General features: G+C 42.1%; 10 protein-coding genes. All 10 read right to left on the reverse strand.

Annotation, left to right across the window (positions count from 1 at the left end; all coding sequences use genetic code 11):
- Positions 1 to 10: 10 nt before the first annotated feature.
- Positions 11 to 1,024: a BT_3987 domain-containing protein gene (locus DXB58_RS05695; RefSeq protein ID WP_117935569.1), complete on the reverse strand. Its 1,014-nt coding sequence runs from the start codon at positions 1,022 to 1,024 to the stop codon at positions 11 to 13.
- A 24-nt stretch (positions 1,025 to 1,048) separates the two neighbouring features.
- Positions 1,049 to 2,062 (reverse strand): glycoside hydrolase family 18, encoded by a 1,014-nt coding sequence (locus DXB58_RS05700; RefSeq protein WP_122136188.1) that lies wholly within the window; start codon positions 2,060 to 2,062, stop codon positions 1,049 to 1,051.
- Positions 2,063 to 2,104: 42 nt separating this feature from the next.
- Positions 2,105 to 3,706 (reverse strand): SusD/RagB family nutrient-binding outer membrane lipoprotein, encoded by a 1,602-nt coding sequence (locus DXB58_RS05705; RefSeq protein ID WP_117935565.1) that lies wholly within the window; start codon positions 3,704 to 3,706, stop codon positions 2,105 to 2,107.
- Between the two features lie 12 nt (positions 3,707 to 3,718).
- Positions 3,719 to 7,081: a SusC/RagA family TonB-linked outer membrane protein gene (locus DXB58_RS05710; protein ID WP_122136189.1), complete on the reverse strand. Its 3,363-nt coding sequence runs from the start codon at positions 7,079 to 7,081 to the stop codon at positions 3,719 to 3,721.
- A gap of 185 nt (positions 7,082 to 7,266) precedes the next feature.
- Entirely contained in the window at positions 7,267 to 8,238 is a 972-nt protein-coding gene (locus tag DXB58_RS05720; protein ID WP_122136191.1) for a FecR family protein, read from the reverse strand.
- 149 nt (positions 8,239 to 8,387) lie between these two features.
- Positions 8,388 to 8,930, reverse strand: a complete 543-nt coding sequence (locus DXB58_RS05725; RefSeq protein ID WP_008997914.1) for an RNA polymerase sigma-70 factor — start codon at positions 8,928 to 8,930, stop codon at positions 8,388 to 8,390.
- 131 nt (positions 8,931 to 9,061) lie between these two features.
- The gene (locus tag DXB58_RS05730) at positions 9,062 to 10,543 is read right to left on the reverse strand and encodes a DUF3943 domain-containing protein (RefSeq protein WP_122136219.1); all 1,482 of its coding nucleotides are present in this window, start codon (positions 10,541 to 10,543) and stop codon (positions 9,062 to 9,064) included.
- A 287-nt stretch (positions 10,544 to 10,830) separates the two neighbouring features.
- A complete protein-coding gene (locus DXB58_RS05735) occupies positions 10,831 to 11,964 on the reverse strand; it encodes a DUF1735 and LamG domain-containing protein (RefSeq protein WP_083852298.1) in 1,134 nt (377 codons plus the stop codon).
- 29 nt (positions 11,965 to 11,993) lie between these two features.
- Complete coding sequence (locus DXB58_RS05740) at positions 11,994 to 13,109, reverse strand: glycoside hydrolase family 18 (protein ID WP_008997917.1); 1,116 nt, start codon at positions 13,107 to 13,109, stop codon at positions 11,994 to 11,996.
- 67 nt (positions 13,110 to 13,176) lie between these two features.
- On the reverse strand, positions 13,177 to 14,829 hold the full coding sequence (locus DXB58_RS05745; protein ID WP_008997918.1) for a SusD/RagB family nutrient-binding outer membrane lipoprotein: 1,653 nt from the start codon (positions 14,827 to 14,829) through the stop codon (positions 13,177 to 13,179).
- Positions 14,830 to 14,837: the final 8 nt, after the last annotated feature.

Genomic DNA, 14,837 nt, shown 5'->3' on the forward strand with positions numbered 1-14,837 from the left:
GTTTTAATTATTATTTAGCATAAACATTAAATACGCCACATTCTAAAGTCGCACCATACCAACCTCCGGTATTGGGTACAGAAATCCGAATATAACGGGCAGTCAAGGGAGCATAAAAAACACAAGCCGCAGTACTACGATCTATTTCACCTTGCAACTTCCAATCCGTGCCGTTATCACTGGTACTAACAGTCATACCGGAAGTAAATGCTCCTACCTCTGCATAATCCCAAGTAGAACTATCATATCCATTATATGTCATTTTGATACCCTCAAAGGAGTATGCTTTACCCATGTCTACATCCAATTGAAGTTCTCCGGAACTTTGCGTAATATAACAACCGGTCTGATAATCCCCATCAAAGATTGATTCAATAGGATCATACCATGTTTCCACCGTTCCATTAGTTGTAGCAATCCATCCAGACTGGTCAGCAACCAATGTTCCGGTTCCGGTATATTCGGTAGCCTCATGATTCATATTATCCTCTGTAACAGTGATAGTCAAAAAGGTTGGTTCTATCATATTAGTGCTCAACTGTGAATTAGCTCCTTCTGCCGATACCAGACGTAAAGGAATAATATATCCTTTTTCACTCTTTAGAGTGGAAAGTACATTAGAGTCATCCGTCAGTCTTACACGCACAGTATCAGCAACCACTCTTTCCCCGGCAGGGATAGTCATCTCGGCATTTTCCAGTACGATGGCTCCGGCGGGCATAGCTTCAAACACGGTACCATGTTCTTCATTATAGGCAGAAATCAGAGAGTTATCCACTTCTACTACCACTTTAATGGTACCGTCTGCTTTCTTCGAGCATTTTGCCGGCCATTTAAAATCCAAATTGCTGACTGTACTAATAGGAGTCTGCACGATCTTATATGTATTGGAACCACCTTGTATATATACCCGGTTAAATGGATCGCCATAAACATCATAAGCCTCATCGTCACCACAAGCGGCAAGACCGATGCCACAGAGGGCGAACATACCTATATAAAATAGATTTTTTCTACTTTTCATTGTCATCTTTCATTAAAAGGTTAATTAATGGATAGCCGGATTCTGTATTTGAATACACTGACGGAACCGATAGTAAGGTTCAGGGTTGCATTCATGTACATTATAGTCACGATGGATAAAGAATGCGCCAAAGCCACCTTTACGTTTACCATTCGCGGGCTTGTAGCGTGCCTGGTTGTACATAGACTGCATATCTCCCTGCCAGTTATCACCCATATTGCAACAGTACACCACTTTTTCATCAGGCCATCCGCCTGCTCCCGTACCACCGCCATAAGCTTGAAGGAAGCAATAGTTACTATACGGGATAAGGCTAGTCATGCTGGTACTGGTCTGGTCGATATTAAGCATTTTATCACAGATACCTTCCTGTGAAGCGATTTCTTTGCCATAGCGTTCTTCGATGAGCTGTAAACGTTCTTCCTTAGTGATGTCCGGATTCGGTCCCATGTACTTTGCCATGTGTTTGTAAAAATATTCAAAGTTAGAGCCACTCAAGAAGTCACCTTCCGGCTCATAGTCCGCATCAAAACCGTCGAGATCGTTCAGAAATACCTGATCGAGGAAATATTCGGCATACATCTCAAAAGAACGATTAAGTGCGGCAGTCCGTTCTTCGCCACTCGGCATTGCCTTCGCTTCATTGTAAGCCTGCTTGAAAGCATGGTCATCTGTTTCCGCATCGATACGGGTGATTGCCACACAAAGCATCTTGGTTCCTTTCACTTTCTGCACGAAGCGGATTTCTTCCCAAATCTCCGTATTTTCTGTTGCCGGAATGCCACCCCACATAGAGCAAATATCAAGGCTGTCAGGTAATCCCATAAAACGAACAGCGGCAGAGTTCTGCGCTCCATACTGCGCAAACCATCCGAAAGCAATTTCGTGCTCGCTCGCTTTGTAGTCGCGTAAGTTCTGGTAGTATTGGTCGTCGTAAGTCAGCGGTCGCTGAATGGTCAACGACTCAATGTCTGTATTACATGAGGCCATCATACCGCCCACAGTCAGTGCGGCCAATATGTATTTCATTGTTTTCATATTCTGATTACTTAGTTAGATTGTTCTACATTATATATCTGATTACCTTTTCACATCCCACCAAAGACGTGTGCCGGCAATATCCGTGCCTTTCAACAGGGAAACAGCAGCTTGTGTGTTCTCGCCATTGTCAGAATATTCCTTCGTAGGGAACTTCAAACGGCTGATGAGCTCTCCAGTAGCAACTTCTCCACCGGAAGCATTTGTGTTGATAGTCACAATGCCGGGATAACCAGTACGCCGCATCTCGCTCCACGCTTCTTGTCCGTCCGGGAAAAGAGCAATCCATTTCTGCACCATAATGCGCTCGAGTTTCTTATCAGGAGAAGCCGATTCATCCCACTTCACTGTCAAAGTCGAAACCATACGACTTACATCGGTATTACGTCCGTTTGTCGGATCAATGAATGAAGTTGATGGTACATTTACATCATTATCAAGATAACTCTCCGCACCGGAAGCACCTTTGGAAGAAAAAGAGGTCTTCACACCTTCTTCGTAATATTCCTTCACAGTCTTATCTCCCAAGTTTAAACGCAGTTTAGCTTCAGCCAAAAGGAAATATGTTTCAGCGGCATCCATCCAGAGGATAGAGCTAGCCTGTCCTACGTTCATGCTAGACGCTGCTTCAGACAAAGTTCCCTGACTACGGCTGGTTTGTCCATTACGGACTCCATGATATGCTCCATCTTTCTTCGCAACCTTGAAGTAAGATGCCAAACGCGGATCCTGTAAGCCTTTCAAATAACAATCCATAGTGGCACTCATTCGAAAATCATTGAAACTTTCAAATGCTTCCCACCACTCATTAATGAAAGAGAAGGATACAGACTGTTTCAAAACGGCATTGTCACTAACGGAAGTCATTAACCCGATAGTATGATCTATTGCTGCTTTAGCTTCATCCAGGGCCTTTGTCTGATCCACATAAGAAATACGCATTGCCAGACGGAGACGGAGAGTATTAGCAAACTTTATCCAATTCGCCACATTACCATTGTAAATATAGTCATAGTCTTCCAAGTAAGGCTCGGAAGTACGACTATTGTAGCTGGTGAGCACCTCAATGGCATTTGACAATTCTTCAAAGAAACGATAATATACATCCTTTTGGCTATCGTAGGCTACTTGAATGCCGGTACCAAACTTTGAATAAGGGATGGGGCCATACTTATCCGTAATACGACTCATACCGAACACCTTGACAATAGTAGCCATAGCGCGTGCGGGGGACGTTCCACTAGTACAATCCACGACTTTCCGCCATGGCTGCATCACCTCTGTATAAGCGGTGCTAAACGGAGAGTTGTACCACTGCGGATAGAGTTTGTAACAATCGTTGTCCTGCTCTCCGGCATAGTTCCATGTTTTAATAGGAGCACAGTAGCTGGCAAAAATATCACCGGTCAGCATTTGAGTCTCCTCAAACAAGCCACCTTTGTCTTTACCTACTACGAAAATACCTCTTTCCATCTGCGTGAAATAGGCTCCCGTCAGGAGATTATCGCGTTCCATCTGCTCGGGAGTCACTTCATTCGGATTGATATTCCAACTTTCATAATGGTCGGTACAAGCGGTAAACAACAAGCCTCCGGCAAGCAACACACCATTGAACACTTTCATGCATTTTAATATATGTTTCATCTTATCGATTCTTTAGAAATTGAGTTTAACAGAGAAACCTAAATTGCGTAAGCTCGGCAACATAAAGTAGTCCATTCCGCTGAAATGCGTGCCTGTACTTGCCGTCAGTTCAGGGTCAAAAGGAGCTTTGCAATAGAACATTAGCAGGTTACGTCCCGTGAAGGCTACATTCATGCCCTGTATCCAAGGAACCCACTTCTGAACAGGGATATTATAACCGAGAGACAACTCTGCAAGGCGAACGTTTGTCGCACTATAAACATACATAGAGCCGACACCACTTCCTACAGTACTATAATACTTCTGTACAGCGGGTACTTTATAACCGTCAATCAGCACATAGCCCAAGTCGCGTGCCTCAGCAGTAGCTGTAGAAACGCCGTAAGCATCCATCATCGCCTGTGTCTGTGAGACAACAATACCACCAATACGTGCATTTACCAGACAGCTCAATGTCAAACCCTTCCATGAGAATGAGTTGCGCCATCCCATCATATACTTAGCTTGCGAGTTACCGGCATAAATCCATCCGTCCTGGCGTTCGCCCGCCTTGTTGTCTATAGCTACTGTATTGTTGACATAGTCTACGTCAATATACCCATGGGAGTCGGTGCGAAGTGCAGTCACGTACAAGTCACCAATAGAGCCACCTTCAAAGAGACGCGAATTCACAATTTCCAATCCGCCCAAATCCATCATATCCTGTTTGACAACTTCTCCACTCGATAAAGTAGTCGGTTTCAACAGTTTTTTAATCTTATTGCGATTGATGGTATAAGTAAAGGTAGAGTTCCATTTTACCGGTCCGAGCGGCTGGTTTAATGTCAGGCTTGCTTCGATACCCTTGTTATCCACTTGTCCGCCATTGATATAAATAGAAGAATAACCGGAAGAAGCGGAAATTGATGGGTTGAATAATTGGTTGTAAGTAGATGTCTTATAGAGAGAAACGTTCAGTTCCAATCTATCATTCCAAAGATGAGACTGCAAACCGACTTCCCAAGCCTTGGTACGCTCCGGCTTGATATCCGTATTGGGATATGTGGTAGCCGTGACGGGAGAAGCCGATTCGTATGGGTAAGTCTGATAAGCAATGTAACGTGTAGGGGCATTACCTACCTCACTGTATGAGCCGCGTACCTTCAAGAAGGTAAGCACATTGTTCTTGATGGGTAGTAACTCTGTCAAGATAGCAGAAACACCCACTGACGGATAAGCAACCGACTTCGTATCGGTCCATGCCAAAGCAGACGACCAGTCAACACGTCCTGTTACGTCCAAGTAGAGTTTGCTCTTCCAACCCAGCTGTGCTGTAGCAAAGATGGATTGCGTCTGGTCATGATAACCATCCTGCTGGAATTTCACGGCAGACTGCATCAGGTTGAGCATTGTAAATCCGTCTGCCACAGAATTCAAGCTACCTCCCACATCATAATACTGGTAGTTGACATCCTGAATACTGGTACCTAGTGTAGCGGTCAGTGAGAAGTCGCCGAAATATTTGTCGATATTCAGCATCACATCGCCATAAAGTTGACGAGTGGATGCATCACCTTTATAATATCCTCCAAATTTCTGGCAGAAAATATTATCGGTAGATGCAGCGTATTTCTTTTCGTACAGAGCCGACGTATAATCCATTTTGGCACGTGCACCTAATGTAATGCCTTTCATAATTTCGAAACTCAAACCTCCACTCATGAGGAAACGGTTCTTGTGATTGATAAAATTGTCGCGATTGACAATCCAATAGGGGTTCTGCATGGCAATACCCTGATTACCCCAAGGCCAGTATTGTGTTTTGAAGTTACGGGCTTCGTTGTACATTTCAAACTGCTGAAGCATTTCCAAACTATAGCTCGGCGACATCAGATAGATAGGAACAATCGGATTGAAATACTGTCCCTGTGACACCATGTTCTGTTCACGCACATTCATATAGCTTGCGCTTAGGTCGAGACGCAGACGATCATTGAGCATGCTAGTCGTATTACGGATAGTGAAATTGTAGCGATCCAACGTATTGTTCGGAACAATACCTGCCGCATTGGTAGCAGCCATAGAAAGGAATATCTGGTTCTTCTCATTACCATTACTGATGGTCAAAGAGTTGGTTTCGTTCCATCCAGTCTGATAGAAGTCCAACGGGTCGTAACTGCTGGCTTGTCCCAATTTCTGTCCCCAGCTTCTTATTTCTCCCGTAGTCGCACCATAAGTGTTTTGAAATTCCGGAGTTACAAACGGATTGAAGAATGAGGTATTATTGGCATAGTTGACACGAAGCTTATCTTTCGATCCTTTCTTTGTGGTAATCATGATAACACCATTGGCGGCATCACTACCATAGAGTGCGGAAGCGGCAGCACCACTCAACACAGACATAGTTTCAATATCTTCGGGGTTAATCATGGAAGCACCATCACCGGATTGGCCCATACCGGTCATAAAGTCGTCCGGTTGTGTTGTTTCCAACGAAGGCATCGGAATACCATCGATTACATACAGGGCGTTATTATTTCCGGAAAGAGATTTCGCACCACGCATCACCACCTTAGCTCCACCACCGATACCGGATGAGCTGGAATTTATGACAACACCTGCTATCTTACCGGACAAGCTATTTACGAAATTGGCATCCTTGACACCGACAATTTCACTGGCAGAAACTTCTTGGACATTATAAGACAGTGCTTTCGCCTCTTTACGAATACCGAGAGCGGTAACCACCACTTCGTTCAACACTTGCGAATCATCTTCCAAGGTGACATTCAATACCGGACCGGAGACGGGTAATTCCTTTTTTTGATAACCCACATACGAGAATAATAATACCGGGCTGGCAGTCTGTGGGGTCAATGTATAGTTTCCGTCAAGATCGGTCACTGTTCCGTTAGTGGTTCCTTTCTCCATAATAGAGACCCCAATCAGCGGTTCGCCATTCTTGTCTTTTACCGTACCTGCAACGGGTTTTGTTTTTTGTTGAGTTAGTTTCGTTTCTTTAGCCGTCAGTACAATCTTATTATCCAATATTTTATATTCGACATTTGTACCTGCAAAGACCTGTTCCAACACCTGAAAAATATTCTTCTCGGAAGCTGAAACCGATACCCGGCGATTAAGGTTAAGATTCTTGCTATTTATAAAAAAGCTGAATCCAGATTCACGTTCAATCTTGTGCAGCACCTCTTCTATAGTACAATCGTTAACTCGTAAAGTAATAGAAGTTTTTTGCGCATAGCCATCTGATGCATACGCTAATCCGGCTGAACAGATAAGGAGTATAAATAGTAATTTCATAGCCAATGATATTTCCTTTAAGGTTCGTCTAATAGACTTTAATCCTCCAAGAAATTGGACGATACAATAATTTTGCATAAATTTGTAACGAGTTTAATTAGAAAATTGGTAGTTATACTTGTCGGGAAACAAGTAGGTTCACAATTACTGAAGCTCATACGGGAGGATACGGCCAATATCATCCCGTATTTTTTTTGGTTGCTAGGGATCTTTGTTTTTCATGGCAATAAGTTTTTGGGAATTAAGGTTTTTATCTTTTAGTACTAAATAAATATCTCTATCTTTATTTTCTCTTTACCGGCATCTGCGTTATTATTCAGATAACGCCAATGAACTTTCGAGGAGGCACTGATAAAGTTAAGTACCTGTTCCAGATTCCGGTTGGTAAATGTTCCGGAGAATGAGTCGTCATGAGGCACACTCTCCTGTATGACAAATTCGGCATTGTATCTATCTGCCAAGATATCCAGTGCATCCCGTAATGACGTTTGACGGAAAATGATTTTGCCATCTTTCCATGAAAGTTCTCTCTCGCCGGAAGTCGTATAGAGCTCCGTCTTTCCATTCTGGGAATAATAAACCAGCTTCTGTCCCGGAGCCATCACAATATACTGAGGTTGTTGACTGGCGTTGTTGAATTCAAAATTAACTTTCCCTTCAACTAAAGTAGTAATTACCTCATCTGCTTCTTTGTATGCCTTTACATTGAATTTTGTACCCAGAACTTTTATGGCAGACTGGTGAGCGGTAGAGACTATAAACTGTTTTTCCGGATTTTTCCGGACATCAAAATAGGCTTCTCCATCAAGTTCCACAGTACGTGTACGGGAAGAAAAATGGCTCGGGAAAGTCAATGTACTTTTTCCATTTACCCATACTGTAGTTCCGTCAGCAAGTGTCACCAATGTACGTTGTCCGGCTGGCACGTAAACAGTCTGCATTTCTATATCCTCTTTTTGGAGAACCTGTATCATTGCATAACTTAATCCGAAAGCTACAACAAACACTGCCGCAATCCGCAAGACTCGTTGTGTAACAGGATGCAATGAAATTGTCTTTTTTGTCTTCTTTGAGAATGCGCCTGTGTCTTGCCAGATGAATGCATCATAACTCTTACGAAGAGAAATGAATTCTTTAAGATTGGCTGCATCTGCATCAATCCATGTAGCAACGTCTTCCTTTTCTTTTTGGGATGCCTTGCCTGCAATATATTTTAATAGTAATTCCTTATCCATATAATAAATAATTTATGAGTAATGAGAATAGGGGTATTATTCCCCTTTCATTAAGAATACCACTCACTAAAGAGATTCCCTAGTAAGAAATGTGATTTTTTTTGTTATTGCTTAAAAAAATAGCAAGCAAGGCGGTATTTTCCTTCTTTTCAGATGAAAAAGAAAAGGAATGGAGCATAATCTTTTAGATTATCACGCAGTATTTTAACTGCTCTGCTGATATGATATTCTACTCCTTTTACACTAATGCCCAGTTCTTCGGCTATTTCTTTATGGGATTTTCCATCCAGGCGATCGCGGATGAAAGCTGTACGAGTTTTTTCCGGCATACTCTCCAGTAATGCGTGCACTTTTGCCCGTAATTCTTCTGATAATATTTCCTTCGGGTCACAGGCTTCCAATGTTGATATACGAATTTCCAATTCACGCTGTCCCTTATCAAGCAAAGTTTGAAAAACATTCTCCTGTGCTTGTATATGTTTCAGGTAATTGAGTGATTTGCTGCGAATATAAGTAATTAAGATCGCTTCAACACTTGGGATTTCCCGTTCTTTACTTAGTTCCCATAAATGGATAATGGCTTCTGATACAATATCTTCTGCTACTAAGTCATTATGGACATAGGACAAGGTAAATAGGAAGGCTTTCCTATAATAAGCAGTATATATCGAGTTGAAGTTGATTTGAGCCATTCGCCAGTATATCCATAAGTATTAAATGTTGCAAAGGAATGCATTTTACTTATAATAAGAAAACTTTTTAGAGAAAATTTAAATTTGGCTAAAATACCTTTTTCTTATAAAGAAGAAAAGAAATGCCCTGATTATAATTTGCACGTCAGCATTAATCTTCCTTCTGAGGTACTGGAAAAAACATTCTCATAATGTTTATACCGCGTATGACGGGTATAATTCATATAATCTCCAGTGAGATACAATCCTTTTCGCAGTTTGATATCCAACCGCAGCCCTGTTGCATGAAGAATTGCCATTGAACGATCTCCCTGTGCATTCAGCGTTTTTGAGTTATAATGTTCCCAATCCATATCTTGTGGATAGCCTTTCCAAGTGAACATGTGGTAGACATCATAAGTAGTAGATATCGAGAACTTATCTTTCTTATAGATTAAATTAAAGCCTACTTTTGTACTATAGCCGCTTGCCAGATTATAATTACGCTCCTCCACCCTATAATAGTCACTAAGTGCACCGCCCAGAAGGATGGCATTGAGATGAGCATATCCATCTATGTCCCAACGCTTTCCACTTTTTCTTTTATAAATCAGTCCACCTCCAAAAGAGGCTGGTGTACAAAATTTATAAGAAGTCTTAGCCGACACACTGGATATTGTATCCGAATCATAATAATCAAAATGCTGATAAAGCCCCAGACTCAAATAATGTTTCCGGTTATCAACCAACTCCTTACCCGCAAGACGGCCAACGATATTGAATTGTCCCAACACTGGTTGTGAAGCTTGTATGTTCAACTTTGCTCTTACGGAGAAATAATCATAAGGTCTTCTATTATCCGCATCAAAACGATCTCCATACTCTACATCAATCTCGGATGCAAACCCAACTCCTTTATCGAAGATTTCATCTTGCAGCTCAAGTGCTCTCACTCCTGCGGAAATATCAACACTGACATCGGGCACTCCGAATTGCTTACCGGAAGCGGAACGCTTTCTCCATGCATCTCCATTTATAATACGAGTGAGTCCACGCATAGGAGAAACGACAAACGAAGCAAACTCTAACCCGAAACGGGATGCTCCTGTTTTCCTGTCATCAAGGATTAAGTCGGACGCACGGTAGAACACTTCTCCCAGCGCCATCCCTCCAATTGGTGTTGCTATAATATCATTGGTAGATGGATATTCGTTTTCCATGAACATCTCCCACATAAAACTTCCTCCAAAAGCATATAACCCGGATTGCCAATAATTATATCCATTTGACCGGGCTGAATTAAAATACAAACTGCCATGATAAGGATGCATAAACATGTTTGTTCCCATTGCATCATTATCCCAAACGAAGCCGTGCTTAATATTGTCCTTAATTGTATGAAAGTCAATATAGGCAAAATCTGCTTTCCGAATATAGCGATCGAATGCCCATACTCCCATGTTAATGCCGAATGTCATCGTTGCTGCCCGCAATCCTTTCTTTTGAGAATAAAAAGAAATATCCAGTGAGTCTGCCGCTCTTGGAGTAGCAACCTGCTGCCGGATAGCAAACTGCGAATGAGCTAATCCGATAGACACAAAAGATATAAACAGGATAAATAGTAACTTCTTCATGAAACAAACATAAATAAAAATATTGAGTTTGTCTCCTTCACTCCTTTTATCGGACAATTTTGTTCTTTTTTAGACCAATTCGGAAAGTCAAACGGAATCTCCTTGACATTATGATATAAGCAAGGCGGTTGAATTAAAAATGAAAAACCTGCGAATAAGTATTACTTGATTCGCAGGTTCCCTTCTCTTTTTTACCTAAAAAACTAATCCTAGTTTATTCAAGTTCAGCTATTATTTTATGCTGATTGATTCAAATCGGTTATTATTTCATAAACTGATGTTTGTCGTTAATTAATAGCTATCGGAGTTGGCAATGTTTCAATTGTTACCCCACTAGTTGTACCGTTTAAACGACCGGTAGCGTCTTTAATGACTCCACCTTCTTGAGTTTCTGATCCGTCCAGTTTATAATAGAGTACCAGACCATCCGATGCCGGATCAACGCCCAGCATATTCTGCTTAAGCTGATTTTCAGTACGAGCTACACTCCAAACACGGACTTCACTCATCTTACCATTCAACGGACGTTCTCCCCATGGGAATTTCGGAATCCTACCGATATTGAAACCGACATCCGAATTCGGATCGAAACCAGGAAGGCCCCAATCTGATCCAGCCCATTTCGAACCATTGACATAAATAACCGTTTTTCCCGAAGGTTGATCGTAAGTCAAAGCTACATGATACCAACGGCCTGTCTTCAACGCTTCCGTAGTATGATAGTTCTGTGTTCCTGCAGCTTCCAAAACATCTTTAGGAACACCAGGTGCATCACCAATACGGAAAATCATCACACCTTCAGTTCCCATAATTGTATTGTTACTAGCAAAGCTATTGACATAAATCAGCGCTTCGTAAGTGAACGATGAGAAATAAGTTCCGACCGGGTATTTGATTGAAATGTACGTATTACTAAATTTTCCAACCTTGGTAATCTTTATCGGTTTAGAGAGAAAGAAATATGCAATGCTTGTCCCGGAAAGAGTCGGAACAGAAGCCGACTGTACACGCACTGGCAAAACATACGATTTTCCCTCTTTCAATGTTTTCAGACTGGAAAGCTCCATTTTTACGTTATCCGCATACAACTTTCCACTTGGGATTGCTGAAGTTGTACTACTCATTTTTACGTTTGATGCATCAAACATCTCGTAAACTGTTCCATACTTCGCATTGTATTCGTCCACTACGCTTGGATCAGCTATGGTATACGATACATCAACCTGCGAAGAGGTCATGGTAGAAAGTCTTGAGGTCAAGTCAAAAGTCAGTACATCATCATCTTCCACAGAGAGATTATATTCCTTACTTTCGAAATAAACCTTAGGTTCCAGCAGCTTACTTTCACTGTCGTTGCAAGCACCCAGCAGCAGTGCTATACCTCCTAATATCAAATAATTGAATATATGTTTATTCATAATTCTTCAGTTTTACTAATTTACAAATTGGCCTATTCTTGCGGCTTATTTTCTGCCTCATTTTGTTTAGCTTTCCATTCATTGAAAACCTGCTGGTTTATCTGAATAGCCTGACGCATAAACTTGTAATCAGGTGTATTGTCATAGTCTTTTTCGAAGCGATAAGCCCCCACTCCGCCTTTATAGCCTTTTGATGGCATAGTAGCAGCCTGACTCAACAGTCCTCCACCGGTAGGAGCGTAGGCTTCGAAATTTTCTGTGCAAATTATTTTCTTAGGATCAACTCCATAACCTTCAAGACCAGGTCTGGAAGAACCATAACTCTGTATAATCCAATAATCGACATACTCATCCAATTCTCTGGTAAGACCACCGATACTACCATCAATACAAATCATCTTATGTCCTTTGCCTTCTGGGTCGCTCTTCGGACCAATGTAATTATTCATCTCCTTGACCAAATAAATCAAATGTTTATTAGCACTCAATGTTCCGTCCATATCGAATACACCGCTTCCAATTTCCCAGTCAACATCGTAACCGTCCCATTCGTTTGCGTATAGAGAGTCACAGAGGGCCTTGGCAAACTTAGCCAGACATTGATAGTGATTTTCACTTTCGAATTGACCTTCAAATCCCCAGTATTTCCAGCGAGCTTGCTTTTTAGCTTCTTCTAATTGTTTATCAGTCCAACCTTCTGCCTCTGCCTGCTTTTCCGCATCAGCATATACCGATCCCGGAGTTGCTCCTTTACCGATATACGAAAGTAGACTCACTTGCAACAACTTCGTACCTTTCACTTTTTGCACAAATTCTTTATCTGCTTTCTGTTCGGGAGTAATCTCGTAGCGTCCGGGAGCACCACTCCACATAGAAACAATGTCCATACTATCTGGCATGGAGGTCAGATATCCTCTTCGATAAGCTCCGGCAGGAGACCAGTTGGAGTACCATCCAAAAGCTACGGGACGTCCGTAGTTCCAAGCGGTTGCCTTATAGGCACGCAAGTTGGCATAATATTCACCATCACCCAGCGTGTTATAGCCTCCGATATGCTCCACTTCCATATTCTCCACATCAGTACAGGAGGTTGTTGTCATCAACCCTGCTAGAGAAAGGAAATATAATAGTTTTCTTAATGCTTTCATATTTATTTATGTATCAAGATTTTGTTTTAGTTTAAAGTTTTTCATATGGAAAAAGTCCGTACGATTATTAGTTTTTCTTAGCCCACCACAAATCGGTTGCAGCATTGTCTACTCCACCAAGTTTTTGCACTGCATCTAGATAAATCTCATGAGATTGACCCGTTCCATTAAAGCTGTTCGGATAAGTCATACGACGCATACCTCTGGCTGCAGTGATCTGAGTTGAATTGTGATTTCCTCCTGATATAATAGGATTCAATTTGGGATAACCGGTACGTCTGAATTCCGTCCATGCCTCCTGACCGTTAGGGTACAGAGCAATGTACTTCTGAATGATAATCTTCTCCAGTTTCTGTTCCTGGGTTCCTTCAAACTTGGCGGTAGCTTGGCTGGGAGCTTGATAGTCGAAACCAAACTTGCTACTGGTGACTTTATTTGCAGCAGGCTTGTTGCCGGAAGCCATATAGGTATCTACGGAACCTGTCGCACCGTTTTCCTGGAATGAAGTTTCTATACCTTGTTTGTAAAGTGTTTCGGGATCACCTTTTCCGTATTCCGTACCCCAAAACAAGGCAGCTTCAGCACGCAAGAAGTACACTTCGGATGCACGCATCCAGTACAGTGGAGTATTTCCCTGAATTTTCGGTTTGGAATAAAAGTAGTAGCTATCCGTTGGATCTGTATCCTTCGAACGAGTATTAGTATGACCAAGAGGAACACCTTGATACTTATTATTATCAAAAGCTGTTACTGCAACCGTACATTGGCTATTGGCAGGCTCGCAATATGCGCTCAGACGAGGATCTTTATATCCCATCAAGTAAGCGAGTATGGATGTACCTACACGTGCATCATTGTAATTATCAGCTATCCAGTACAGCGGGTTACGAAGAGCGATTACCGGGCCCGGGCCAGCACCAGCTGCATCACCTGCTTCGGTCATCACACCGATGGAATGTTCTACAGCTTGTTTGGCATACTGTTTTGCCAATTCCGGTTTAACGCTACGAAGACGTATTGCCAGACGAAGCATCAGCGAGTTGGCATATTTCACCCATTTGGTTACATCACCGTTGAATACCAAGTCATAATCTGACATCACCTTTACGTTGTTTACCGCTTTCGGAGTCAACACCTCTACTGCTCCTGCCAAATCCTTGAGCATTTCCGTATAAACCGTTTCTTCCGAGTCGAAAGGAACGTCTATAGCCCCCTTTCCGGCAGCCGTATAGGGAATCGGGCCGAAGCTTTCCAGCACTTTATGCCATCCTGAAATCTTCAGGATCTGCGCCAAAGCAGCTATTTCAGGAGTATCATTCTCTTTGGCTGAAGCTGTCAGCTTCTTCCAAGGGTCAAGCAAATTAGTATAGGAGTTAGAAAAAGTTGTTGAAACCCAGCTATTGACTATCACGTAATTCAGGTGACAATTCCCTCCCTCAAAGGTGTTGTTTATTCCAATATAGCCGCTCCATGCATCAGCAGACAGATTGTATGCGGTTTGATATGCATTAACCGGACCTGTATCATCAGCCTGCGTTCCAGTAGGAAACACAGATTTCTGCATAGCCGTGATGTATCCTCCCACAACGATACCATCCATAACACCTTCTCCGTCAGTCATCTCGAAGGGATTGGTGTTAATCTCTTCATAATTACACGATGCTAGTGCCAAAATGGCGAAAGCAACGGCAAAAAATTTATATTGTTTTATTCTTTTCATAATGTAAT

Source organism: Bacteroides sp. OM05-10AA (assembly GCF_003439055.1).
Taxonomy (GTDB): domain Bacteria; phylum Bacteroidota; class Bacteroidia; order Bacteroidales; family Bacteroidaceae; genus Bacteroides; species Bacteroides intestinigallinarum.